Source organism: Microbulbifer sp. TYP-18, from assembly GCF_040932045.1.
Classification (GTDB): domain Bacteria; phylum Pseudomonadota; class Gammaproteobacteria; order Pseudomonadales; family Cellvibrionaceae; genus Microbulbifer.
The window spans coordinates 18,742-43,305 of record NZ_JBFRBC010000026.1 but is presented as its reverse complement, the minus strand read 5'-3'; the positions used below and the strand labels follow the sequence as shown (position 1 = coordinate 43,305).

The 24,564-nt window shown below is 46.4% G+C and carries 23 protein-coding genes; 9 read left to right on the top strand and 14 right to left on the bottom strand.

The window, feature by feature from the left end; all coding sequences use genetic code 11:
* From ABVT36_RS16605 to ABVT36_RS16590, 4 genes are all read right to left on the bottom strand, one after another.
* A partial coding sequence (locus ABVT36_RS16605; protein WP_368457545.1) for a transposase occupies positions 1 to 447 on the bottom strand: 447 nt, incomplete at its 3' end.
* A gap of 156 nt (positions 448 to 603) precedes the next feature.
* Positions 604 to 2,994 (bottom strand): DNA/RNA helicase domain-containing protein, encoded by a 2,391-nt coding sequence (locus tag ABVT36_RS16600; protein ID WP_368457544.1) that lies wholly within the window; start codon positions 2,992 to 2,994, stop codon positions 604 to 606.
* Positions 2,995 to 2,996: 2 nt separating this feature from the next.
* Positions 2,997 to 3,344: a nucleotide pyrophosphohydrolase gene (locus ABVT36_RS16595; RefSeq protein WP_368457543.1), complete on the bottom strand. Its 348-nt coding sequence runs from the start codon at positions 3,342 to 3,344 to the stop codon at positions 2,997 to 2,999.
* A 108-nt stretch (positions 3,345 to 3,452) separates the two neighbouring features.
* Complete coding sequence (locus ABVT36_RS16590) at positions 3,453 to 3,725, bottom strand: type I restriction-modification system subunit M N-terminal domain-containing protein (RefSeq protein ID WP_368457542.1); 273 nt, start codon at positions 3,723 to 3,725, stop codon at positions 3,453 to 3,455.
* Positions 3,726 to 4,273: 548 nt separating this feature from the next.
* Here ABVT36_RS16590 and ABVT36_RS16585 point away from each other — a divergent pair.
* On the top strand, positions 4,274 to 4,522 hold the full coding sequence (locus ABVT36_RS16585) for a hypothetical protein (RefSeq protein ID WP_368457541.1): 249 nt from the start codon (positions 4,274 to 4,276) through the stop codon (positions 4,520 to 4,522).
* Here the strand turns inward: ABVT36_RS16585 and lldD are convergent.
* A complete protein-coding gene (gene lldD / locus ABVT36_RS16580) occupies positions 4,507 to 5,655 on the bottom strand; it encodes an FMN-dependent L-lactate dehydrogenase LldD (RefSeq protein ID WP_368457540.1) in 1,149 nt (382 codons plus the stop codon). The genes ABVT36_RS16585 and lldD overlap by 16 nt on opposite strands.
* A 938-nt stretch (positions 5,656 to 6,593) precedes the next feature.
* Between lldD and csrA the strand changes: the two genes are divergently transcribed.
* From csrA to ABVT36_RS16540, 8 genes are all read left to right on the top strand, one after another.
* Entirely contained in the window at positions 6,594 to 6,782 is a 189-nt protein-coding gene (csrA, locus tag ABVT36_RS16575) for a carbon storage regulator CsrA (protein WP_368457539.1), read from the top strand.
* 583 nt (positions 6,783 to 7,365) lie between these two features.
* Positions 7,366 to 8,559: an efflux RND transporter periplasmic adaptor subunit gene (locus ABVT36_RS16570; protein WP_368457538.1), complete on the top strand. Its 1,194-nt coding sequence runs from the start codon at positions 7,366 to 7,368 to the stop codon at positions 8,557 to 8,559.
* Between the two features lie 13 nt (positions 8,560 to 8,572).
* Positions 8,573 to 11,002 (top strand): ABC transporter permease, encoded by a 2,430-nt coding sequence (locus ABVT36_RS16565; protein ID WP_368457537.1) that lies wholly within the window; start codon positions 8,573 to 8,575, stop codon positions 11,000 to 11,002.
* Between the two features lie 15 nt (positions 11,003 to 11,017).
* Positions 11,018 to 11,698, top strand: coding sequence for an ABC transporter ATP-binding protein (locus tag ABVT36_RS16560; RefSeq protein WP_368457536.1), 681 nt, complete (start codon positions 11,018 to 11,020; stop codon positions 11,696 to 11,698).
* Positions 11,699 to 11,736: 38 nt separating this feature from the next.
* Positions 11,737 to 12,882 (top strand): sensor histidine kinase, encoded by a 1,146-nt coding sequence (locus ABVT36_RS16555; protein ID WP_368457535.1) that lies wholly within the window; start codon positions 11,737 to 11,739, stop codon positions 12,880 to 12,882.
* On the top strand, positions 12,879 to 13,667 hold the full coding sequence (locus tag ABVT36_RS16550) for a LytR/AlgR family response regulator transcription factor (RefSeq protein ID WP_368457534.1): 789 nt from the start codon (positions 12,879 to 12,881) through the stop codon (positions 13,665 to 13,667). Before ABVT36_RS16555 ends, ABVT36_RS16550 begins: the two co-directional genes overlap by 4 nt.
* 1,287 nt (positions 13,668 to 14,954) lie before the next feature.
* Positions 14,955 to 17,957, top strand: a complete 3,003-nt coding sequence (locus tag ABVT36_RS16545) for an RHS repeat-associated core domain-containing protein (protein WP_368457533.1) — start codon at positions 14,955 to 14,957, stop codon at positions 17,955 to 17,957.
* A gap of 14 nt (positions 17,958 to 17,971) precedes the next feature.
* Positions 17,972 to 18,283, top strand: coding sequence for a hypothetical protein (locus ABVT36_RS16540; RefSeq protein WP_368457532.1), 312 nt, complete (start codon positions 17,972 to 17,974; stop codon positions 18,281 to 18,283).
* Between the two features lie 616 nt (positions 18,284 to 18,899).
* Here ABVT36_RS16540 and ABVT36_RS16535 read toward each other — a convergent pair.
* From ABVT36_RS16535 to ABVT36_RS16495, 9 genes are read right to left on the bottom strand one after another with little or no spacing between them, the layout of a single operon-like run.
* Positions 18,900 to 19,604, bottom strand: a complete 705-nt coding sequence (locus ABVT36_RS16535) for a sigma-70 family RNA polymerase sigma factor (RefSeq protein WP_368457531.1) — start codon at positions 19,602 to 19,604, stop codon at positions 18,900 to 18,902.
* 12 nt (positions 19,605 to 19,616) lie between these two features.
* Entirely contained in the window at positions 19,617 to 20,366 is a 750-nt protein-coding gene (fliP, locus tag ABVT36_RS16530; protein WP_368457530.1) for a flagellar type III secretion system pore protein FliP, read from the bottom strand.
* Positions 20,367 to 20,368: 2 nt separating this feature from the next.
* Positions 20,369 to 20,737: a hypothetical protein gene (locus ABVT36_RS16525; RefSeq protein ID WP_368457529.1), complete on the bottom strand. Its 369-nt coding sequence runs from the start codon at positions 20,735 to 20,737 to the stop codon at positions 20,369 to 20,371.
* A 23-nt stretch (positions 20,738 to 20,760) separates the two neighbouring features.
* The gene (locus tag ABVT36_RS16520) at positions 20,761 to 21,069 is read right to left on the bottom strand and encodes a FliM/FliN family flagellar motor switch protein (protein ID WP_368457528.1); all 309 of its coding nucleotides are present in this window, start codon (positions 21,067 to 21,069) and stop codon (positions 20,761 to 20,763) included.
* Positions 21,070 to 21,095: 26 nt separating this feature from the next.
* Positions 21,096 to 21,848 carry a FliM/FliN family flagellar motor C-terminal domain-containing protein gene (locus ABVT36_RS16515; RefSeq protein ID WP_368457527.1) on the bottom strand — a complete coding sequence of 251 codons (753 nt, stop codon included), beginning with the start codon at positions 21,846 to 21,848 and terminating at the stop codon, positions 21,096 to 21,098.
* On the bottom strand, positions 21,849 to 23,030 hold the full coding sequence (locus tag ABVT36_RS16510) for a flagellar hook-basal body complex protein (RefSeq protein WP_368457526.1): 1,182 nt from the start codon (positions 23,028 to 23,030) through the stop codon (positions 21,849 to 21,851).
* A gap of 2 nt (positions 23,031 to 23,032) precedes the next feature.
* A complete protein-coding gene (locus ABVT36_RS16505; protein WP_368457525.1) occupies positions 23,033 to 23,443 on the bottom strand; it encodes a flagellar hook capping FlgD N-terminal domain-containing protein in 411 nt (136 codons plus the stop codon).
* A gap of 7 nt (positions 23,444 to 23,450) precedes the next feature.
* A complete protein-coding gene (locus ABVT36_RS16500; protein ID WP_368457524.1) occupies positions 23,451 to 24,095 on the bottom strand; it encodes a hypothetical protein in 645 nt (214 codons plus the stop codon).
* 8 nt (positions 24,096 to 24,103) lie between these two features.
* Positions 24,104 to 24,532: a hypothetical protein gene (locus tag ABVT36_RS16495; RefSeq protein ID WP_368457523.1), complete on the bottom strand. Its 429-nt coding sequence runs from the start codon at positions 24,530 to 24,532 to the stop codon at positions 24,104 to 24,106.
* Positions 24,533 to 24,564: the final 32 nt, after the last annotated feature.

Genomic DNA, 24,564 nt, shown 5'->3' with positions numbered 1-24,564 from the left:
CAGAATGAGTCGCCGTGGGGGTTTGCTATGTCTGACAATGAACTGGTCCAGCAACACTTTGTGTAGCTCTACCGCAACGGATCGATCCTGCCCCTGCTCGAAGCGGCACAGAGTGGCGGTACTGGCGAGTGTCTTCGTGCGCTGACACCCGGCTTGCAGGACTGTGTCAAATCGCAGCTGATCGTGATCGTTGAGATCTTCATACCCAGCAGCAATCGCAAGCAAACGCTGTCGCACCAGCTGTTCCGCCTGGTGAGCAACTGAGGAAATGCGACGGGGATCATTGACGACATCGGCCACCGCATGGGAAAGCCCAAGGCGGCGATCGCATTCACGAAGCAGCAACAAACCGGCATCGGAGGTTAAATCCCCACCAGTGAAATCTGCGGTGATTTTGCGGCGGGAAAGGGATGAAAAACGGATCTCAGGCTGGTAGCATTTAGTCACGGCGGAATTTCTTATCAGACTGTTTTAAACACCAGCGATGATAAGACTTTCCGCCGTTCTTGTATCTGAACTCGCGCAAAATCCGGGCTAGATTGCTATTTTACATTGGTACATCGATATACAATTAATCTCTAGCTTTTACAAACAAAAAACCAACTAACTTAGAATCGAAACGTATTCACCAACCACCCTTAAATCTCCGATTTGCTCTTCAGTCAATGGAATGTCTTTATATCCAAGCGCATTAGTTTTTGGCCTCAGAATGATCCTAGAATGACGCCATCCTTCATCCTCCGAACCAACCTTATCACTATGATACTCCTTAACCGTGTAATGCCCTCCCTGCTCAACATCCTGAATATCTCGATGTTGTACAAGCACAATCTTCCCTTCACGAGAGCCAGCAGGATTTGCCCTAAAAAGACACCATGAACCATTTGGAATATGCCGGTTCATAGACTCACCCAATACCTGTGCGACAAAATAGCCATCTGTTATACGAATATGCTCTGGCATTTCAACCCAGTCAAACTCACCTGCAGTTTGATATTCGCTGAAATCACCTGCAGCAATTTTCAAGTTATATATAGGGACAAAATTTTTGCATGGCTTACTCGCCTGTGATGACAATATCCGGAGATTTAAACCAGGATATTTTTCCTCCAGCGTTACTTCTCGAATTATTCGGGCCCGATCAATCAGTCTTGAAAAGTATTCGTTAGTTTCTGGATCTGTACAAAACAGATAGCAGCCTTTTATCCCACGAGTCATCAGCGTCCGATACGTATTCTTAATAATGGCACTGGTGATTCTGGCTGCCTCATTCGAATTTTCCTCCAAGAGTTTTTTATAGTCTCTGATTGTTTTATCTCTACCATCTCTTTTGCTTGGATCGGTAACTACCTTACCGTTCCGCACAACGAAATCAGGACCAATAATTACACCTATATAATCCACTTCTAGACCCTGACACGTATGAATACAACCGATCTCTCTTACTGACTCAGGTGATATAATCCAGAGACCACCATCAGTTGAGAGGTTCCATTGTGCTTCGAACCCATATTTCGGTATATGGATATCCATTGCTTGCCTATCCTTCTTGCTCTCCCATTTCCAACAATATCCAGCAACTAGTCTAGCCTTATTATTAATAATATTTTTTTTAAATATCTCCTCTCGTAAACTAATAGGTGAGTCAAACACCTTGAAGTCGTAGTCGATATTATCAAGCTCGGTATTAGCTGTATCTCGTATCTGCAAAGCAGAGTCAACCCATGCAAGGTATCCTTCGGAACCATTGCAACGGAATTGGGATTTCAAATCCATGCGATGAATAGTCGCCCCCACCTTCTCTGACCAACCTTCAATTTCCGCTATAGAACCTATGTCCTTCAGAGTTACACGCTGATTTTCATCAAGAAAAAAAATAGAGAACTTGGATGCACTAATAATCTCCTTAATTTGATTCTCACCTTGGTTGCTATATAGTCCTGATTTTTCATTTAATCGGTGAGCTTCATCTACAATAAGAGCATCAAATAAATTTTGTTCAGAAGAAATATAGGAACCTGATCCTTTGAACATATTGTTAATTTTTGTCTTGGTTAAAGTGCCCGCCAATTTTGCGGAAAATACATCCCGCGGTGCCGCATTCTTGGAAACATATTGCACATTCATTTCTCGCTTAGTAAGCTCAACTAATAAGTTGACGGCTACCACAGACTTTCCCGTTCCTGGTCCACCCTCTACAATAAGAACTTGTTTTTTTCCTTTCTGCGCCTTATACGCCAGATCAATTGCTGCCTCATAAACCAACTTCTGATCATCAATCATCAGAAATTCCTGATTGCCAGTTAACATAGATTGAAGACTGTCAATCAATCCTTTGGAAGGTTTAATTCTGCCATGTTCGATACGATACATAATGTTATCGTTATCGCCATATTTGATATATTTCTTGAGAAATTTAGCGAATTTTTCAGCATCTGAGGAAATGAAAACAGGTGCTTTCCCAATATGCTTAGCATAAAACGGGTCATTTATCGCCGAACTTGAAATCAAATTATGTAGATAGGCACATGGTATTAACCTTATACCTTCTTGTCGGACGGTTTCATTGTAATCCTCGATCAACGCCGCATATGTCCATACCTGATAGGAGGGATGACTGGTTTCCCTCTCTCCTCCGGCCAGAAATGTTTTAACTATGCCATCCTTTTCTATTTTTTTTACTTTACTCCATTGTTTAAGTTCGATGATAATTGCAGTCTCTCGATTATCCTCATCCTTTCCCGTCAGAATAAAATCAACGCGTTTGCTTGTTAGTGGCAATACGTATTCAATCGAAATACCAGAATCTTGCGGAATACCTGGATCAATCATAATCTTAAACATGTATTGCATAGAATTCTTCCATGAAAGCACTTCATTCTGAGATGGGCGCTTGAATAACTTCCTTTCAAATTCTGATAGAATAACGTTTTCTATGGCATTTCCCTTAACATCTTCAATGAATTTTTTTTTACTTCCACTGTATACCAACATGTTTAATATTCCGTGTATTTCTTGGAGCTACCTTTTACCTTACTCACAGGATACTTTTGTTTATTTATAATCATTTTATTTTTAGCTGCCTCCAATAAATCAAGATTTAATCTATCTGCCAGTCTGAGCAAATAGAGGAAAACATCTGCCACCTCTTCCTCGACTTCCTTTCTTTGCTTTTGAGTCAGATTTTTTGACTCTTCTTCTGTGAGCCACTGAAACAACTCTAGTAACTCTCCCGCTTCGCCTGCTAGGGCCATGGATAAATTCTTTGGAGAATGAAATTTATCCCAGTCTCTGGCTTGGGCGAACTTGCGAAGATTTTCTTTAATATCGTCTAGATCATTCAATGTGCATCCTCATCAACTTCCCTTGTCTAGAGGAGATGGGGAAAACCCTCTCCTGAGACTTCTATTAATTGTTAATGGTATCCAACGGTGTCGCTAGCTCGCTATTCTTTATGATGTGATCCCAGCGAGCGCTTCCTCCAGATAGAAGATATTGCTCTGGGTGTAAAACGACACTATATCGACAAACGCCTCTTTGCCATCTTCAATCAGCGCCTGGCGATGGGCCTCAAACTTGTCGCTGATAAACTTGAGGAAGATAAAGCTCAGGACGGTATGTTTGTATTCAGAGGACTCTACCGAGCCGCGCAATTTGTTGGCGCTGTCCCAGAGGGACTCTTCAGACGAGGCGGTTTGCTTGGGTTTTGCGGAGTTCTTGACCATCTACCGGGTATTCCTTGTGAGTGCCGCCCGCGCCGTGACAGGGGATCGGGCAAGGCTGGGGATCTTGTCCCGCCCAATTTTGCCCGATTCCAGCGGCCCTGTCGCTACCCGCAAAAGTTCGTCGCCCCAATGTTTACGCGCCCTTGCCAATGCCAGACTCCCATTGCCGCTTCAACACTGAATAAGGGGCCTACAGACTGAAAAGCGCCCCCTCTCGGCTTACCGGCCCTTTCCCACCCTGCCAGTACGCAAGGCTTCAGCAGCTCTGTGTATTTTTTAACCGAATTTCCTGCGATGCACCCCACAGTTAGGCCGCGCAGGACCAGCGGCAACTGTATTTACCGCCTCAACCATCGCCTGATTTGCGCCCTGCGACCGGTGCCCCCGGTGGGTGGCAGCCGTCCCGGTAGACTGGGGCGCTTCGCCCGTCGTGGCTACCGGACAGGGCCCCCTGTCGACACAGAATCACTAATTGGGCCCTCTGCCGGTGCAGGCAGCCCAATAGCCCGCGGCGAAGCCTTGGAGACAGTGGACAGCAGGAATAGCCAATGCAGAAAAACGCATGGATGATCCGCGCCGGACGCGGCGGTATTTACAGTGAAGACTTCGAGAAAGGCTTTGCCGCAATCGGCTGGTCACAGCTGGGAGACCTAAGCCAGTATTCAAGCACCGAGAGCTTGCGGGACGAATACATCAAGATTTATGGCAGTGATAAGCCTGTGGCCACCGCCAATGCCCTGGCCATGCTCCTGAAATTTCGCGATGAGATTGCCGCCGGCGATTATATCGTCAGCTGAAAGTTAACCAGTGAATCCCGATTCAAGTCTCTAATACTTTTAGCTCCCGTCAGAGTCATTGCCACACGCATCTCGTGTTTGTATAAGTCGAGAAGTTTTTCAACGCCGGCTTGGCCCTGTGCAGCCAGTGCATAGATATAAGAGCGTCCTAACAGGGCACAGTCCGCGCCCAGTGCAAGCATACGAACCACGTCCAGGCCGCTTCTGATACCCGAGTCGACAAAGAGCTTGAGGTCGCCTTTGACTGCATCGGCGATACTGGGAAATGCCTTTGTCGTGGAGAGAACACCGTCGAGCTGGCGACCACCATGATTGGATACCACAATACCGTCTGCGCCAAAAGAGACCGCATCTTTAGCATCCTGCTTATCCAGAATACCTTTAATTATCATCGGGCCATTCCAGAACTCACGGATCCACTCCAGATCTTTCCAGGAAATTGAAGGATCGAAGTTTTCTTCAATCCACCCTACGTAATCTTCCAGGCTGGTAGGTTCCCCACGATACCTAGAGATATTACCCAGGTCGTGTGGTTTACCAAGCAATCCCACGTCAAGTGCCCAGCTGGGGTGGCGCATGGCCTGGAACACTCGACGTGCACCCGCGTTGGGTCCGCTCATACCTGAGTGCATGTCGCGGTAGCGGGCACCCGGTACTGGCATATCAACGGTAAATACTAAAGTGGTAACACCGGCTTTTTTCGCGCGCTCTAACACATTTTTCATAAAGCCGCGGTCTTTAAGAACGTACAGCTGAAACCACATTGGACGCTTGAGACCGGGGGCCACTTCCTCTATCGGGCAGACCGAAACCGTAGACATAGTAAAGGGAATGCCTTTATGCTCTGCAGCCTTTGCCGCCTGCACCTCACCTCTGCGTGCGTACATGCCCGTTAAGCCAACCGGTGCAAGTGCGATTGGCATAGCAAATTTCTCATCAAAAATCTCAGTTTCAAGGCTTAGTTCTTCCATGTTCTTTAATACGCGTTGTTTAAGCGTAATCCCAGCAAGATCTTCCGTGTTTCTTTTTAATGTATGCTCACAGTAAGAACCACCATCGATGTAATGAAAAAGAAATGGAGGCAATTTCGCTTTGGCGGCGACACGATAGTCGGTGGGAGCAGAGATGATCATATTTCAATCCTGTAAAAATTTTAATACAAGCCTTTCTTCGATACTCCAGCATGTTCCATATCTTAAAGAGGTGGCCGCTATTGCCCAAAAACCTGCTGGCGCTGCCACAATCGCAAGCAAATCCCGACTCTGGCTTGCAGTCTCTTTCTTGTTTTTTTGTAGCTTCTCCGGGCAGGGGTCGAGCGGGTTTTCACCGGCCTGAGTTTGCCCGGAACAAACTGCGCGGCTGCCCCATAAGCGGGATGCCAGCGAACCCAGTCTGTAGATGGGAAAGGTCAGCCGATCCTAACTATATAGCACCCATCCCCAGCGCGCTGAATGTTTGCCTTAAAAAGCGCGACCATTGGCCTTCGAGTAACAGGGTCATCTCGGTTAGTGTGAACAGGCCCTAGCAGACCAGGGCAGATTGCGCTCTTTCCATGTGCAGGAGCCTGGAAATATAGGCACCAAAATAATCTTATTGGATTGTATTCGGTTTTCTTTAGGGGTAAAGCGGCGTAAGATTCAGAGGCATTGCTCGCCATTTCGGGCCAGGATTGGGCAGGTTTCCGTCAACCAAGAATAAAAAAACCCAAACGGCCCGGGCAATGTCCAGCAGATTCCTCCCTGCAACAGGAGAACGGTAGCGTGACCTGAGAATAGAGAAAAGGCGCTGACCCAAGGTGCACGAACACCAGGGGCCAGCTAACCAAATTGATAACTAAACTATCAAAATGGCTATATGGATAATACGCTAGAAGCCCGCTCGTCTTCAATAAACTGGAACAGTTACAGTAGTTTGGAGCGATTTCCCAGGTCCTGGGAGCGTTGCGTTCGTCTTTTCTGCTTTTGCGTCTACCGTTCCCGCGCACCGCCCTGCACCTCTCCTAAATATTACTTTCCGCGCTTCCCTATCGCGGGACATCACCCCATGGTTTGCGACCCAGAAGGACAGGCCTATGTTGGTTTTAACCCGCCGGATTGGCGAAAACCTCAGAATTGGAACAAACGTATCCGTCAGAGTATTGGGTGTGACGGGTAATCAGGTCAGGGTAGGCATAAAGGCCCCCAAATCCCTGCCCGTGCACCGGGAGGAAATCTATGCGCGCATCCAGAAGGAGCGGGAGTCAGACAAGGGAAATCGTTGAATAATTGACCTGTTTATAACCAGTAACAAATAGGGCCGCAGTAAAGTGTTGGCGCCTTCTTCCTTGTCATTGGATGCCTTGATTCCTTTCGAAGCGGGTGGCTGATCTCCGTACAGTGAGGTCAGCCCCTACGCCAATTCCGCCTCCTGCCCCCTTGATCCCCACACTCCAGGCCGGCAGCTACACGCCGTTGGCCAGGTCCATTCCCACCGGCCCATAGCCCCGGCAGGCAGCCCGGAATACGGATGTTGCTCTACCACCTCCAGGTGCCCTTTCTGGGCGCCAGCGAGTAGGGTAATGGCGAACTGCCTGGCCCTCCGGGCCGGCCCGCTTGCAACCTGCCACTCGTCCCCAAAACCCGCCCCCCCCTGTACGCTGGCGCCCATACGCCCCGGAACCATAGCCGCCACAAGGCACATTAGTCGTGTATCCCTGCGCCTTGTCCGCAACCAACTGGGCTTTACCGATTGGCTGCTGAAAGTAAAAACCCGATTCCTTATGGTGGCAATAACACAACAAGGGGGCTTTGGGAGTGGATATACCTCAGGCTAAACCGCCCAAAGTGGTTTTAAAGCCACTTGGCATGATTGTATTGATACTGTCCGTGATTGTTCTCGCCGCCTGGGGACTCCTGGTCAATCAATCCGACACCATTACCGCAAATATCAATGAACTGGTAATTGACAGTGTCAGGACCGGGCAATTCGTTCGGGATATTCGCGCACCGGGCACATTGCAGCCCCAGACATTTCGCTGGATTGCCGCTACTTCCAGGGCAAGGGTGGAACAAATTCTTGTCTACCCCGGCGCAAAAGTGGAAGCTGACACCATCATCATGCGGCTGTCGAACCCTACCTTGACACGGGAACTGGAAAGGGCCACTTACGCTCTGGAGGTAGCACAGGCGGAATTCAATGCTTTGGGAAAACGCCTTAAAAGTGACACCCTGGCCCAGGAGGCGGTGGTAAACGATTATCAGGCCAGGTTCGAAAACGCCGATTTCAGACTCAAAGCCAACGAAGCACTAAAGGATCTGCAGATAGTATCCGCTTTGGATGTCAAAGAAACCAAGTTGCTTCAACATCAATACCAATCCCGGCTTCGTATAGAAAAGAAACGTCTGCAACACCTAAAGGAACTTCAGCTGGCCGAATTGGCAGCCAAACAGGCCCAGGTCAACCAGGCGCGAAGTGCACTCAAGCTTCAGCAAAGCCTTAAAAATGATCTCAATGTAAAGGCCGGATTAACCGGTGTCCTACAGTTCGTCCCGGTAGAACAGGGGCAGCAGATAAATACAGGCGATGTTTTGGCCAGGGTGGCTCGGGAAGATGATCTCAAAGCCGAACTCAGGGTCCAGGAAAGCCTGGTCAAAGATGTGTTATTGGGCCAGAAAGTGGTCGTCAGTGCCGGGGGAAATAGTGCGACTGGCCACATAAGCCGTATAGATCCCGCGGTACAAAACGGTGTGGTTTTGGTAGACGTGATTTTTGATGAGTCAGGCCTCACCGGTTCAAGGCCGGATTTAAGGGTAAATGGCGTAATAGAAATAGAGCGAATACAAAATGCACTAACAATCAGAAGACCTGTGCAGAGCCGGGAAAACAGTAATAACAATCTCTACCTGATAAGCGAAAGCCAGGCAAGGTTGGTCGCCGTCACCCTGGGCAGTGGCTCGATTGACCGAATCCAGATAACTGACGGACTTAAGGCCGGTGACAAAGTCATTGTTTCTGATGTTTCACAATTCAATGACAGCCCTTTGCTTAGCCTTCAATAATATAGGAATAACCATGAGCCGTATTTTACAAGACATAGGATACGCCTGGCGGGCTGCCATAAAAAAACCGGCAATCAGTGCCCTGATTGTTATTACATTTGCCTTAGGCATAGGCGCAAATAGCGCGATCTTTAGTATGGTTTACCATGTCATGTTAGCACCATTACCCTATCCAGAGGGGGATAGACTGGTGCGCCTGCAACAGCATCAACCTGTCGCGGATAGAATGGACTTTGGTTCATCCGTACAGAGCTTTTTTGACTACAGAAGATTAACGACGGGGCTGGAGACCCTGGTTGAATATCATTCCATGCAATTTACTCTTTTAGGCGATGGCATGCCAAAAAGAGTCCAGACGGGTGTTGTCAGTTGGAATTTCTTTAAGATGCTGGGGGTTAAGCTCATATTGGGGCGTGATTTTGTCTATGGTGAAGACGAGCCCGGTTCCGAACCTCTTATTTTGCTATCCCACCGATACTGGCAGGAGCAGTTTGGCGGGAAAGAGGATGTGATTGGCCTTAGCCTTGAAATGAATAATGCCGTGCATAAAGTGATAGGTGTTCTACCACCCATGCCGGCCTACCCGGACGATAACGACATCTATATTTCGGCCGCAAGCTGCCCATTTCGCTCCAGCACGGGCATGATCAACAATCGACGTCCGGGTATGTTGACATTATTTGGAAAGCTCAAAGAGAGCCAGAACCTGGAAAGGGTAACTGGGGAAGTAAATACTATTGCAGGGCAGTTACAGGCTCAATACCCCGATGATTACCCTACCAGCAATGGTTACAGTGCAAATTTGATATCGTTAAAAACTGAAATGATTGGTGATTCTTCCAATACTTTCATACTACTGTTGATTATTTCAGGGTTGGTAGTACTGATTGCCAGCGCTAATGTTGCCAATATAAACCTGGCCAGGGCTTCTTCACGCAGCCAGGAACTCGCCATTCGCGAGGCGATTGGTGCAAGCCCCGGGCGAATAGCACAGCAATTGCTAACCGAGAGTATTTTATATGCCCTGGCTGGCGGAGTCGCCGGCCTGTTACTAGCTTACCCGACGCTTACACTTTTATCTGACTTTGCTGCGGATTATACGCCCCTGGCCAGTGAGGTAAAAATGGATGCTATGGTATTGTTTTTTTCCCTTATTATATCTGTAATTGCGGGAGTGATCAGTGGCAGCGCAGCGGCATTCAGCAGGAGAAACATTAATAGCGCACTGAAGGAGGGCGGGGATAAGGTCACTGCCAGTGTTACAGGACAAAAATGGCGAAGTGGATTGTTAACGGTTCAAATGGCCCTGTCATTTGTTATATTGACCATCTCAGCCCTTGTGACCATGAGCCTGTACAAGCTCAGCAACCAGGAAACCGGCTTCAACGCCGAAAATATTTTGGCGGTGAACCTGGACCTTAACTTCAGCAATTACACCAACGGGCAACAGGTACGCGACTTCACTCGCAATTTACTGCGCGAGGTATCCGCATTGCCGGATAGTGAACAAGTCAGCGTGTCGGCCAGTTTTCCCCTTGCTTCCAATGTACTTGGCCCGATTGATTTCGAGACGCAAAGACAAAACCTGGATCGGGACGAGGTGCGGCCAAGAGCCCGAGTAGTCTCCGTTACCCATCAGTTTCACCCCTTGCTCGGCATTTCCCTATTGCAGGGACGCTATTTCAACGCATCAGATGATGAAAACAATCCTGGTGTGGTATTAATCAACCGCAGCCTTGCAAAGCAGTTTTTTCCTGATATCAGCCCCCTTGGTGAAAGGCTGTCCGTTGATGGAGGGCAAAACTGGCTCGAAATTATTGGGGTGGTGACAGATGTAAGATCCACCGGACTTGATCAAACCGAAGGGTTAGCATTTTATGTCCCTTTCATGCAATCCCCTTCAGGCCGCGTCAGGTTGTTGGTTAAGTCACGTATTTCACCCTATGAATTACGAGACCCCATCATAAATATTGTCGGCCTGTTGGACCCCCAGCAAGCGATTGCATCAATTCAATCGATGTCAGATGTAAAAGAAAACTGGTTGGCTACGCCCACATTGATTGCCAGCTTATTGGGATTATTTGGATTCCTGTCGCTTCTTATTACCTTGTCAGGCATCTTCGGTGTAGTGTCCTACAGCATAGGCCAGAGATTAAAGGAAATTGGAATACGTATTGCTGTTGGTGCAACGCCTAAATCAATTATGCGGATGATGCTTAAACACAGCATCAGGATGATCCTAGCTGGTATTTCCATTGGACTGATTGGCATGTGGTTGGTTGGCCCTAAGCTTCAAGCGTTTTTGTATCAAACAAACGCTTTTAGCCCGCTTATATACCTGACAATCTTATTGGTTTTGGTCGTGGCCGCTATTTTTGCCGTCACCGCTCCAACCTTAAGAGCGATCAAGCTCGACCCTTCTTCAGCACTAAGAAATGAATAAAATAAAGGAATTGGTATGAATGCTAAACAACCCCTGATCAAATTGGAATCCTTATGCCGCCACTTTAATAGCAATGGCTTGGTGACCCGCGCAATTCACAATCTCGATCTCGAAATATATCCTGGGGAATACGTTTCTATCTCTGGTCCATCTGGATGCGGCAAATCCACCTTATTATCCATATTGGGACTGCTCGACGGTGCGACCAAAGGCAACTATTACTTAAAACAACACAAAGTTGAGCACTTCGATCTTTATCAAAAAGCCGCATTGAGAAATAAGGAAGTTGGGTTTGTCTTTCAGGCATTTAACCTGATTGGCGATATGACTGTCTTCGAAAATGTGGAACTTCCCCTTACCTACAGTAATGTGAAAAAAAATAATCGAAAGCAACGGGTCATGGAGATACTTGATCAGGTCAACATGGCTCACAGAAAGGACCACTTCCCCGCTCAATTATCGGGCGGACAGCAGCAAAGGGTCGCTGTGGCAAGGGGCATGATTATTAATCCTTCCATCCTTTTGGCAGATGAGCCCACTGGCAACCTTGATTCTGCCAATGGCGAGGAAATCATGGATTTACTGGATCAATTGAATCAGCAAGGCACAACCATTTGTATGGTGACCCACGATGCCCGCTTTGCACAAAGGGCTACAAGGACTATTAAACTGCTGGACGGACAGTTATTGCAATAATATGCCTATCCATTTATAACAGCGTAACTCCGACTGGTATGAACGAGGTAAGACAACAGGTGGGCGAAAAAGCAAAGAACTATAAGCAGGTTTCGGTCATTCTGCTTTGCCTTGCAGTAGGTCTTGGCTGCTATGTGGTGCTGACACAGCTATCGGGAATGTTAACCATTCGCGATTACCAGCCCAACCCTGTGGCTCAGCTCGCATATTTGATGATAAAGGTGTGGTTTCCCTGGGCGCTATTATCCCCACTGGTTTTGTACTTGGCCAAGCGATACCCCATTACTCCTGCAAATTGGTTACCCATGATAGGAGTGCATTTTGTTATATTGATGAGTTTATCATTGTTACAGACTTCTGTGATCAGTTATCACTATCATTTCTTCGAAACCATGAGTGAGTCAATGGTAGGCTACCAGCCATGGCAACATATAGGCCATTTTTTGTTTGGTGACTACCTGTTTCTTTTTCATTTTATTATTTATACCATATTTGTGGCCAGCCAGAATTTAAGCAATTTTTATAATTTCGCTGAAGAAAAGGAATTGGAGAGCGAAATCCTGAGAAGACAATTAGCTGAGTCAAAGTTGCTCGCATTGCGCATGCAAATTAATCCTCATTTCTTGTTTAACACACTGAACATCATATCGGTACTCGTACTAAAGGAAGAGAAACAGCAAGCTGCTGCGTTGCTGGAGAAATTGTCAGCTTTTTTTCGTCAGACACTGGAGAGGTCAGAAACTCAATGGGTTCCGCTAAAGACTGAAATAGATATTATCGAGCAATATCTGTTTATTGAAAGAGCACGTTTTGGCGAACGATTAAATGTAATACTGGATAATGATGACAATACGCTGTCTATCACCGTTCCGTCGATGATTTTGCAACCCCTGGTCGAAAACGCTATCACTCATGGTCTGGGTGAGAAAATCCGATCAGGCACACTGATGTTGAGATGTGAACTGATTGATGATTTTCTGTTAATACAGATTGTCGACGATGGCGTGGGCTGCAATTTTGCAGGTAAGGATTACAATCCTGGTATTGGCATAGAGAATGTGCGGCAAAGATTGATCCAACTTTATGATAATGATCATTTATTCAACCTGAAAGGAGAGCCTGGCAAGGGTGTAACCGTCACGATGAAACTGCCAATAAGGAAATTTAGGGAGCATCGGCAATGACTATCAGAGTTCTCATTGTTGATGACGAGCCTTTGGCCCGTGATGGTGTAAAATTACATCTTGAATCCCAGGGCGATATGGAAATCATAGGGGAGTGTTCAAATTCAGCACAAACAATTGCCTTTATTAACAGCCACCAGCCTGATCTGGTTTTTCTTGATATCAAGATGCCTGGTAAAAGCGGCTTTGATGTGATCAAGGAGGTGGGTGCAGACAAGATGCCACTGGTTATTTTTATGACCGCTTATGACCAGTATGCTATTGCGGCTTTTCAGATCAATGCCCTTGATTACCTGTTGAAGCCAATAAATCCCACCTTGTTTCACGAAAGCCTGAACCGAGCGCGTAGTGAGATTAAGAAAAAGCACATAACCCAGTATTCGCAGCAGCTTAACAAGCTCTTACAGGGGCTAAACCCGGAATCTGGTGCTATCGATACCCAAAATTCACAGCGAATTATTGTGCGCTCTCATGGCCATGTCTATTTTATCCGCCCGCAAGACATCCAATGGGTGGAAGCAAAAGGGGATTATGTCACTGTACATACTCACAACCGAAAACATTTACTGCGCGATACCATGCGCAATATGGAAAAACGGCTCGAGAATGCTGGCTTTCAGAGAATCCATCGATCGCTGATTGTGAAAGTGGATAGCATTGTCAAATTAACAAGTCTCGATTCTGGTGATTATGAAGTAGTAATCGAGGATGGCACAAAACTTAAACTCAGCCGATCCTATCGCGATACTTTGTTTGCGTATTTGGACCCCGCTTCTGTTTTGTAATCAGGCCTCAGCAATCATTTCCTCAGGATTTTTCCTGGAAGAATCCGCAGGGATCAAATCGAAAACTTCCGCAATATAAATCACATTAAATATGCTGTGGCGATATCCCCTATTTTTGCGCTGGCTTACGCTGCTGCTACCCGGCAACGGTTATGGGCCCTAAGCCTGTCGGGTCATTGGGAGCACCTTCCGGGAATGGCCCACAACCAACTCCTGGTTGAGGCCTCGGACTCTTTCGTAGTCTGAAGGGAGGATTTCGCCTCTCTGTTACGGCGCCACCACCGAGCCAAATCGCTGGATGAGGCATCGCTTGCTGCCTGACTACATTTGGGAATGCCCCATCGACAAAGTACTGGGAACCGCTCGCCAGTTCGAAAGAAAATAGTCACCTCCTGGCCGGCCGAAAGTAATCCATCACTACAACCACAAATCACCGTAAGTGAATGCCCACTCTCATACTATTGGATTGAAAGGAAATGGCTCATAGTCACCCCGCATTGGTGACTGGTTTCCTCCGGGCCCGCAAGTCCCTACAGGAACTGGTTTTGAACTTCAGCAACCGGGGCTAGGGAACAGCGCCCGCATCCCGCCCCGCCACCAAATCACTGCCCCAGGCAACCCCTGAAAACCCCACGAACCCAGTGCTCTCGCGCTTTTGCTTATCTGGGCCATCTCAGTTAACCTAATCCGGCTCCACCAAATCCAACGATTATTTGATGGGATTATTTGTCCGGCAACTAAATTAATTGCCGGACAAATGTGGTTACAGGGACGTGCCACAGCCGCGCGGAGGCCGGTACAAGCCCGTAATATCCACGTCATTCCGCGTAATTTCGCACTTTCCTTAGGGCCGCTTCAATCGATGTGGGATCATCTATTGGGTTGCCGGGTTGATAGTTGTGGGGGTCGAGTACCCATGCGCTGTCAATGGTGTCAAGCTAATCAATGCGACCCATGTGGATGCCTGTATGTACTGTCTGACCCATGCCCTTAGCAATTGGGCCCAGCGCCGCTATGCGGATTTGAACGGTACCAGACGCGTCACCTTGGTGCACAGCGAAGCCTTGGCCAACTGTGTGATCGCAAAAGCTATTGCTAAGATACCAGTAGCTATGACACCGGTGAGACTTGCTGGGAGGGCTATTCACAACCCAGTTATACAATAGCTTAAATCTCCCGCTCGAGGCCTCTACAAAGGAGTCGGTAACTGAGAATTATTTACGATAGTTGGAGCCACTAGTCAGCGCGCCAATCGCCCTGGCGACCACTCCCAGAGTCCGGAAATAAATGAGAGAACAGAAAAACAGCCTGTTATTGATGGATTACAAATTACAAAAAGAACTCCAAGGAATCGATATGCACTTTACCAAATCCGTCCTCGCGGGGGCGCTGAGCCTGCTGGTGGCCCATGGCACCAGCGCGGCCGTCACACAACAGAATTGGTCCTATACCTACACCGCAGCGGGCAAGATGGAGACCGCCAACGGTCCCCGTACCGATGTCTCGGACATCACCACCTACGGCTATGACGCCAACAACCGTCTCACCAGCACCACCAATGCCCTGGGGCAGGTGGAGTCGGTGCTCGAATACGATGCCGCCAGCCGGCCTCTCAGGGTGCAGGATGCCAATGGCCTGCAGATTCATTTCACCTATACCCCCCGCGGCTGGCTGAAAACCGCCACCGTCAAGGCGGCTTCCGGCGATCAGGTCACTACCTACACCTACGATGCCGTGGGCCAGGTCACCAATATCGCCTACCCGGACGGCTCCGACATCAGTTTTGAATACGACGACGCCCGCCGTCTCACTGCAGTGGAGAATGCCCTGGGCGAGCGGATGGAATACACATTGGATGCCGCCGGCAATGTATTGGAAGAAAAGGTGTTTGCCGCCGACGGCACCACCCTGGTGCGCTCCGTCAGCCGCAGCTACGACGAGTTGAGCCGCCTGATTGATGTGGATGGCAACAACGGCCAGAACACCTCCATCGCCTACGACAAGAATGGCGACCGCACCTCCACCACCGACGGCAACCAGAACACCACCGGAGAGACCCGGGATGCCCTGGGCCGGGTCAAGACCGTCACCGATGCCAATACCAACCAGATCCAGTACACCTATGACACTGCCGACCGCATTACCTCGGTCACCGACCAGCGCGGCAATACCACCAGCTACGAGTACGACTTCCTCGGTAACCTTACAAAACTCACCAGCCCCGATACCGGTATTACCACCTACGACCACGACCCGGCCGGCAACCTCACAGCCCGCACCGACGCGCGCGGTATCGTGGCCAATTACAGCTACGATGCCCTCAACCGCCTCACCGCCATCACCTATCCCGGCAGCACCGCCGAGAATGCGACCTTTAGCTACGACAATACCGATAACAACAACAAGGGCGTGGGCCGGCTGACCGGCTTCAGTAACGATGCCGGCGCTACCGCCCTGATCTATGACGACCTGGGCCGTATCACCCAACAGGACGACACCATCGCCAGCTGGAGTTTCAGCACCCAGTACAGCTATGACACATTGGGTCGTGTCGCCAGTATCACCTATCCCTCCGGCCGTATTGTCAGCTACAGCCGCGACACCTTGGGTCGTATCAGTGCCATAACTCACCAGGACAATGCCCAGGCCACGGCCCAGACCCTGGTCAGCAATATCCAGTATCAACCCTATGGCGGCATAGCCTCCATGGACTATGGCAACGGTATCACCCAGAGCTATAGCTACGACCTGGACGGCCGGCTGGAGACCGTCACCGCTAGCGGCATCGGCAATATCCGCTCCGACTTCTACACCTATGACCTGGCCAACAATATCACCGGTATCGCCGACAGCCTGGATACCAGCAAAGACAGGGCCTTTGTCTACGACAATCTGAACCGCCTCACCGGCGAAGGCTATATCGCCGGCCAGAACGACTACCAGTACGATGCGGTTGGAAACCGCACCCAAAAGAACGCCACCGATACCGGTGGCACCCTGAGCACCACCAGCTACAGCCATGAACCCACCTCCAACCGCCTCACCCAAAAAGACAGCCAGCCCTGGGTGACCGACGCCACCGGTAATACCACCAGCGTCGACGGGGGACAGCAGCAGTACAGCTACAACCACGCCAACCGGCTCAAAACCTATACCGAAAACAGCACACTCAAAGGTACCTACTACTACAACGCTATCGGCCAACGGGTACGCACCGACAAGGCCGAGGACGCATTGCTGCACTATGACCTGGGTGGTCAGTACCTGGGCGAAACCAGGTACGCCAGCAACGGCACCGACATCCAGAGCCGGATTGACTATATCTACCTGGATACCATGCCGGTCGCACAGGTCGAAGTGACCTACGATGAAGGGCAGGTACAAAGCACCACTCTGACCTACCTGCACACCGACCACCTCAACACCCCGCGTATCGGTACCAATAGTAGCGAAGTCATTGTCTGGCGCTGGGACAGCGATGCCTTTGGGCGGTTGGCTCCGAATAATGATCCGGACAACGATACCAATCCGACCACGATCAACCTGCGTTTTCCGGGGCAGATCAAGGGAGGGGAAGCACCGCACTACTATAACTACTTCAGGGATTACGACCCGAGTACCGGGCGCTACCTCCAGAGTGATCCGATTGGGCTGGATGATGGGCCCAATACTTACGTTTACACCGGAAACAGTCCTGTAGTTTACTTCGATCCGGATGGACTGAGTAAAAGGGCTGGCAATGGTTTTTCCAATGTTAGCTCAAATTTACAGTCCGCCCGCAATGCACAGGCAACGTCACTGATTAACCAAATCAGACAAATTGACCCCGCGTTTCGATACCCTCTGGCATCCCCCTCCGGACAGGGGCAGCCTACAAATTATTCCCGGCAAAACCTACTTGAGTTAGGACAGTTCCTGCATAACGCCCAGAGCGCGGGATTCTGTGGACCTGGAGCTGCAAACTTCACCTTTCCAAGAGGTCCGGGCGCGGCATTTGGTCCATTGCCACCCAGGTATATCAATGTAACCAGGTGGGCAAACTCATCAGAGATACCATTGTGGTTGCAAACCGGGGGGGCGAGTGTACCTTTGGGAGTTGGGTCAAATGGCAGGGTCTATGTGACCCGGCAAGGTGCTCCCAAACCCATCGGGACAGGGGGCAACCAGATTAGCTTTGCGGTACCACAGTCCGTCTTGCAACTGACAGGAAAGCCCGGCTGGTACCAGATAATACAGCCAGCCAGTAACGCGCCCATACACAACACCTTTATTATTTCGCCATCAAATTGATGCAGGAACCCCCTGTGGAAAAAATCAGTATTTCAAAAGAATACGGAATAATCATCAGGAAGTCTGCCTTAGAAAAAAATGAAGTGACACCCACTATACTATTTGACGTTATGGAGACAGATGAATCACTGGGAGAAAATGAGGAACTGATTTCCTTTGGTCCTCACTTTGGTGCTGAGGCGTCTGACGAGCTATCCAGGCGGCTGGGCTCCCTTGGTCTGCGCTATATAGATGATTTCTTTGTTTTTTATGGCGATTTTCCAGAATGGGCCAAATTCTATATTTGCGAGGGGCCCCAGACAGCCACTAACGCTGTAATTGAATAAGTAGATGGGGCAATGCGGTACAAGTTTGTGCCGCCCGCTCCAAAAATTCTGATACAACCTCATAATCCTGAATCATTTCACTAAAGAATAACATCACGCCAATGTCATACTGTTACTTGTCAATCGAGAACGAGTGTAACGGTGGCAAATCTTTCACATAAGACAGAATTCTTCTCTCGTAGAAACCTGCGAAAATTGACACCCTTTATATAAGCACACGCGCAAATAGTTATTTAGTAAACATGTGTAATGGGTTTTATCCGCTTCAGGAATTTATTCTCAGCAAGAAAGGATATCCAAAACGCAATTATGGCTTTCTTCTTTGCCTTGAATCTCATTTAATACCGGTTTCCTGGCTACAAGGGGAACGCTAACGAGCTACCCAATGAGTAATAATGTCATCGCCCGAGTGGTTCCCTTGGTTTGTCCCAACAGCAATACCTTGCCACAACCAAAAGAAATTAAGCAGATGCCGTTGGTACTCCAAAGATCTACCCCAGCTCAGCAGCCAATACAATAAAGCGGACAGGTGGACCCTGGCAGTCGGCTGTCCGAGATTACAGTGCAAAAAAAGCAAATTATTTATACAAATGTAAGTTCCCCAACAGAAGCTAGCCTAGATCCGTAAAGATACTTCCATAGCCGTGCGCAACGTGGCTAATGCCTGCTGGTGCAACTGCGCCACTCTTGACTTACTTAGATTCAGTTCATCCGCAATTTCTGAAAAGCTTTTCTCTTCAAGATAACATTTTCGAACAACTTCCTGAGACCGCTTTGGAAGGACAGAAATTTTCCGGATAATTTCCGAATGAAATGTTTCCCTCTCCGGAGATGAATAGAAACTGCCATCTGCACAAGTTTCTTCCCGTCCCAGAAACATACTAATCCAAAAAGAGTACCCGAAATCAAGGGTAGCTCCCACTAAATTATCTATAGATAACTGCTCATTGGAATTTCCAGAGGTGATTGCAGTGGTTACCGAGTCAGGCAAATTAGCTTTAAACTTGTAGTAGCTAGTAACCTCTGAATACTTGGCTAAACCGTTTAAAATACACCCCCTAATTCGAAAACCCGAGTAAGTACGGAAATCCACATTTTTATCAAGATTAAACTTATCGATAGATTCAATCAATCCTAGATCAGCCCACTGATAAAGGTCTTCAATATCAACTGCCGAAATTCCCAACCGAGAATATATTCTGCGTGCCACCGCACGTGAGTAATCACGATAATGTTCATATAACCAATTACGGGCGCTATTGCATCGCGAACTTTGAAAAGTATTCCATTGTGCAAAAACATTGGAAACAGAATCCCCCATAGATATTCGCCGTCAAGAGAAGCTTCCAATCAGTGAATAGGACAATAATGCCCAACCTTCAATCAATACAAATACCAGTATTTTGATAGGTAACGAAATAGTCGTAGGAGGAAGCATTATCATCCCCATCGACATAAGCACACTAGCAACGATCAAATCAATCATTATGAATGGCAGAAATAAAATGAACCCAATTTGAAATGCTGATTGGAGCTCACTTAACAAAAAAGCCGGTATAATTGTACTAAATTTCAAGTCGGAAGCAGAATCCGGCGCTTCCTCCTCAGATAATTCGAGAATTAAAGCAATATCCTTTTCTCTAATTTGATTAATCATAAATTCGCGGATAGGTTTTTGCGCAGCTTCTACCGCCTCCATTGCCGAAAGCCTTTTTTCAAAAAATGGTTCAATAGCAGTAGCTTTAATACTCTCAAATACAGGTATCATGACGTAAATAGTCAATATTAAAGCAAAACTAACTAATACACTGTTGGGTGGTGTGCTTGGCATCGCTAGTGCCTGCCGCAACATGGACAGAACAATAACTATCCTAGTAAAGGCTGTTAAAAGCATAAGAAGCGCTGGAGCAACACTCAACAATGTTAGTAGTAGTAAGATTTGTATTGGTGCTGATAAATTATCATTATCCGATGACGGATCCACGGATAAAGAAAAACCACCACCTGAAATATTAATCGGACTTTGTTGGGCCGCAAGATCAGCTGAGAAAAAAAATAAAAGTAATGCAAAGAAAATCCGCACAATTATTCCTCCAATTGCACGGGGGTTATATTTAAACCAGCGGACTGACGTACTAATAAGAACTTACTTCCATTTACGTCCAAAATATACGCATAAAGACCTCTATCCACCACAGTCTTATCCAAAATCTCAATTTTGCCTGGCTTTCTCTTTGCAATAAAATTGTGTATCAACCGATCTTTGGATCTCCAGAAAATATAAATAGAAGAGAGTGTTAATAATATTACTACAATCCAATAAATATCTGGAATTAACGCTACCAGCCCGGAGCTATTTTTAAACTCCATACCCGTTCCAGATTGTGTTTTTACAATATCATTTGAACCCGATGAGAGCTGGAAAAATAAAGTAGTTAGGAATACATCATTCATACTCGAGAATATGCTTGAGCTCACTACGCTACAACCTCTGAAACTTGAAGCCCATAGTGGCCGTTCACCACAACCAACAGACCTTTTGCGACCACTTGAGATCCGACTAGCAGATTAATTTTTTGCGAAGATGGTGTATCCAGCTGAACGATTTCCCCTTTAGAGAGTGTCATTAATCTTTCAACTGAAATTTTTGCGCTACCAATATTTATCTTGACTTCGACCTCAATACCTTTGAGTATATTAGGGTTTAATCGCTTAAAAATCCTCTCGCCTAATTTCTCGGTGGCCTCCTCTAGCTCCACTAATTCAACTTCAACAGGTTCTGACATAACTAACTTCTCATTTAAATGTTTGTCTATAGTTTATTTTCTACCAAAATCCCGATATTTCCTTTTGTCTCGCATATTTGTCCGGAAAAAATCGGAACGTTATTAGACGTTACAGCCTTTACCGGCTCTCCAATTTTTACCTCCAATTGAACGACATCTCCAATCTTCAGTCCATTTAATTGCGCAAATCCAATCTTAGATCTACCTAGCTCTACTGACACACCTACAACATCGTCATGAACAACTGACTCTACCGGAACTAGCGGAGTTTCATCTGGAATAAATTCCCTAATGTTTCCAAAAAGGGACCTAACTGTCTCTTCGGTAAGAAACAGCTTAATCCTCGCTTCAGCTTTGAGAGTCAACGTAACTGCTGCCCAGCCGACACCATAATCAAGGACGTTAGGTGGCATGTTATCTAACTGCGCGACTCTTCCCCTTGCTGGAATTGACTCCAACAATTCCTGCCATGCATTTAATAACAGCTCTCGTACAACCGGGTGCTTTAATTCATCAAAACTAATTTGCGACCCTAGAAAGTGACTTGCAAACATCCGCAGGGACTCATGGTTCACAGATAAGTAAAAGCGATTATGACTACCATATGTAATAGTCACGTCCTGTGTACTAAAATTTTCTTTAAACGCATTGCTTGCATGAACCTGAACGGTCTCGGCAGGAAGCCAGTTTTCACTCCACTTTGCGATTAAACTCGAAATATGAGACTCAATAATCTTTAGCTCATCTTCGGGATAGACATAAAAAGGGGATAAATTCACTTAACCACCTTTTGAACTATTGTATAGTTCTTCCAACATTTCATTCGAAACAGAAAGAACCTGCGAGCAAGCTTGGTAGCCGCGCTGAATTATTATAATACTCGAAAATTCTTCTGTAATATCTACATTTGACCTTTCTAATGACTGTACTCTTATATTACCGACAATTTCTTCATCAGCAGTAGCCAATATTTCTGGTGAAGTAGAACTCTGAAATAAACTATCCGTAAAAGCTAAAAGATTACCAGTATCTTTAAAATAGGCCAGTGCTATCGAAAAGGGCGTTTCTGTAGAACCGTTACTGTAAGTAAGCACCAGATTACCTTGATCATCAAAAGCAGTAGAAATCAAAGCACCTAGAGATTTACCATCTCTACTATTTGCAGAAATACCATTGGTTTGAGACGGAAAACTTGTTAACCCTGTAAACTCACCTGGATTTCCCGCATTGGCCGTGATAGTTTGTGTAATTCCATCTTGATGCTCAATTTCAAAAGAAAAGGAACTAAAATCAGCCATTGGCGATCCTGCCGATGTGAATCTCAGAATTCCGCCACCTACAAGATCATTGTCGGAATTTCGCACCTCGGCTTTCCAGTCACCCGTCGGCTCCTTCGTATAAACAATATTCAGTGTATGCTGCTCACCCCGCTGATCGTAAATATCGAATTGCACAGGGGATTCACCATCCGACGGAAATTGCGATCCAATAGCGGATAATGAACTTAAATTGCCAGATAAATCAACGAACGTAGTAACTTCAGGTTGCGAGACTTGCCAGCCGGAAATATCTATATCCACGAGTTCTCCAGGCTCAGAAAGCGCTTTTACTATTCCCCCGCTTCCCGCATCCACTAGCTTATTGTCTTTTATTTCGAACTGACCAGCCCTCGTATAATACAATTGACCATTATTTTCAACAATAAAAAACCCTTTGCCTTCAATAGCGATATTAGTCCCCTGCCCTGTAGTATAAATATCGCCTTGTTCGAAATTAATAATAGAGCCAGAGTAACGGACACCATTACCACCTTGGCTATCATTTAATTCTCTAAAAAAGCTGTCCTGCTTTTTAAATCCAGGAGAATTCATATTCGCAACATTGTGGCTAAGATTATCCAGTGAAGTCGTGAATGCCTTAAATCCAGATAAGCTATTGCTAACTACGTTTAATAAAGACATACTTACTCCGTAATTACTCGTATCTCTGACGGTGAAAGGTTTGGTATTATTTCGTTACTACTTGTTACAATTGAAAGCAAAGGTGACCCCTGAACAAACCGGATAGAAGAAACACTTCCAACCACTGCACTATCAGATCCTGAAACCTCCACTGTCTTACCCAACAGGCCCAGAGATTGACTGACAGCATTTACCTCTAGCAAGTCTGCAATGTCTGTTTGAGTAGCCCGAGACAGTTCTAGGTTTGAGAATTCTGCTAATTGCGTTATAAACTCGCGATTGTCCACAGGGTCTAAAGGATCCTGATAATTTAATTGCGTTATAAAAATACGCATAAATTCGTCTAAGTTGACAGAACTTTGCTCATTTATAGTTTCCGTTCCCGCCACCTGTCCTATTGCATCTATAGGCATACTGTTCTCACTTATCAATAACTATTGGACGTCCATTAAGATATACACGCACCGATAGAAGGCCAAACTCTTTTTCCAAGGAGTACAATAAATCCGACAAATCGTAAATTATTGACTCCCTAGAATTAATGTAATTGCGAATTTTAATATCGAGAAGAGTATCATTTTTAAATATCGAAAATAACGTTTTATCAGGAAGAACTCGCCTTATAGAAATGCGCGCAGAACAATTATATCTGGTGCGCACGCCTGAATCTTGTTTCTTGGCAACTGCATGGCGATAGGGATTAAATAGGCCTTGATCAAAGTTGTTATCGATCGATGACAGTGAATTCTGCTTATTTATACTTACCCAGCTATTATTTTGGAATATAAACGATCTCACTATTAGTGGATCGGTATTAATTTCCAATTCTCTATGTAGTCCATCAGTCCTAAAAACGAAAGAATTGTCACTCTCATTCAGTAGCTTGGTCCACTCATTTTTCTGGCTTTTATGTTCATTTGATTCATGTTCGGCTACTACCTCAAGCGAACTTTCCCATTTTTTTAGCCATTCGTGCTTTACTTTTTTTTCGTCTATTTCAAAATCAATATTTTTGAAAAAAGTTTTAACCGTGGATCCCGGCCCTTCGAGGCTGCTAGCTGTCATTTCAGATCCTAATAAAGACTCATGATTACATTTGCTGCATGGCGGTCAGTGACTTCCTGTAACTCTCTTGCGGAGTAGCTTAAATTCAACTTCCTATGCAATTCTTTAATCTTTTTACCAAGTTCATCCATTTTACAATTCAAAACCAGAAGTTTTTGTAAATTACTGTCCATTTCATTTAAATTGATATCTTTCTCCATCTGTATTTTTCTTATTGAAACTTCCTTGCTTGAAATCAATTGATAATAGCTATTTATAATTTCAGGTTTAAATTCGTCTTCGGTTAACATTTGCTCGATTGATTTTAATGCAGAATATCTTGCAAATTTCAATTTTCGTATGGAGAAATCATTTTTTTCTATTTTTTCCCGAAATTCGTTAATTGCTTTACATATGTTTTTCTTATCAACAGCCAGACACTCCAGATACTTATACATTGACAACATGTTAAGTTGAAGTTTTTTATGAT

What these genes read in the sequence shown, in the direction of transcription:
- ABVT36_RS16600 (WP_368457544.1), bottom strand. Translation starts at nt 2,994, where the DNA reads ATGTTGGTATACAGTGGAAGTAAAAAAAAATTCATTGAAGATGTTAAG.
- ABVT36_RS16590 (WP_368457542.1), bottom strand. Translation starts at nt 3,725, where the DNA reads ATGGTCAAGAACTCCGCAAAACCCAAGCAAACCGCCTCGTCTGAAGAG.
- ABVT36_RS16585 (WP_368457541.1), top strand. Translation starts at nt 4,274, where the DNA reads ATGCAGAAAAACGCATGGATGATCCGCGCCGGACGCGGCGGTATTTAC.
- lldD (WP_368457540.1), bottom strand. Translation starts at nt 5,655, where the DNA reads ATGATCATCTCTGCTCCCACCGACTATCGTGTCGCCGCCAAAGCGAAA.
- csrA (WP_368457539.1), top strand. Translation starts at nt 6,594, where the DNA reads ATGTTGGTTTTAACCCGCCGGATTGGCGAAAACCTCAGAATTGGAACA.
- ABVT36_RS16570 (WP_368457538.1), top strand. Translation starts at nt 7,366, where the DNA reads ATGATTGTATTGATACTGTCCGTGATTGTTCTCGCCGCCTGGGGACTC.
- ABVT36_RS16565 (WP_368457537.1), top strand. Translation starts at nt 8,573, where the DNA reads ATGAGCCGTATTTTACAAGACATAGGATACGCCTGGCGGGCTGCCATA.
- ABVT36_RS16560 (WP_368457536.1), top strand. Translation starts at nt 11,018, where the DNA reads ATGAATGCTAAACAACCCCTGATCAAATTGGAATCCTTATGCCGCCAC.
- ABVT36_RS16555 (WP_368457535.1), top strand. Translation starts at nt 11,737, where the DNA reads ATGAACGAGGTAAGACAACAGGTGGGCGAAAAAGCAAAGAACTATAAG.
- ABVT36_RS16550 (WP_368457534.1), top strand. Translation starts at nt 12,879, where the DNA reads ATGACTATCAGAGTTCTCATTGTTGATGACGAGCCTTTGGCCCGTGAT.
- ABVT36_RS16545 (WP_368457533.1), top strand. Translation starts at nt 14,955, where the DNA reads ATGAGAGAACAGAAAAACAGCCTGTTATTGATGGATTACAAATTACAA.
- ABVT36_RS16535 (WP_368457531.1), bottom strand. Translation starts at nt 19,604, where the DNA reads ATGGGGGATTCTGTTTCCAATGTTTTTGCACAATGGAATACTTTTCAA.
- ABVT36_RS16525 (WP_368457529.1), bottom strand. Translation starts at nt 20,737, where the DNA reads ATGAATGATGTATTCCTAACTACTTTATTTTTCCAGCTCTCATCGGGT.
- ABVT36_RS16520 (WP_368457528.1), bottom strand. Translation starts at nt 21,069, where the DNA reads ATGTCAGAACCTGTTGAAGTTGAATTAGTGGAGCTAGAGGAGGCCACC.
- ABVT36_RS16510 (WP_368457526.1), bottom strand. Translation starts at nt 23,030, where the DNA reads ATGTCTTTATTAAACGTAGTTAGCAATAGCTTATCTGGATTTAAGGCA.
- ABVT36_RS16505 (WP_368457525.1), bottom strand. Translation starts at nt 23,443, where the DNA reads ATGCCTATAGATGCAATAGGACAGGTGGCGGGAACGGAAACTATAAAT.
- ABVT36_RS16500 (WP_368457524.1), bottom strand. Translation starts at nt 24,095, where the DNA reads ATGACAGCTAGCAGCCTCGAAGGGCCGGGATCCACGGTTAAAACTTTT.
- ABVT36_RS16495 (WP_368457523.1), bottom strand. Translation starts at nt 24,532, where the DNA reads ATGTATAAGTATCTGGAGTGTCTGGCTGTTGATAAGAAAAACATATGT.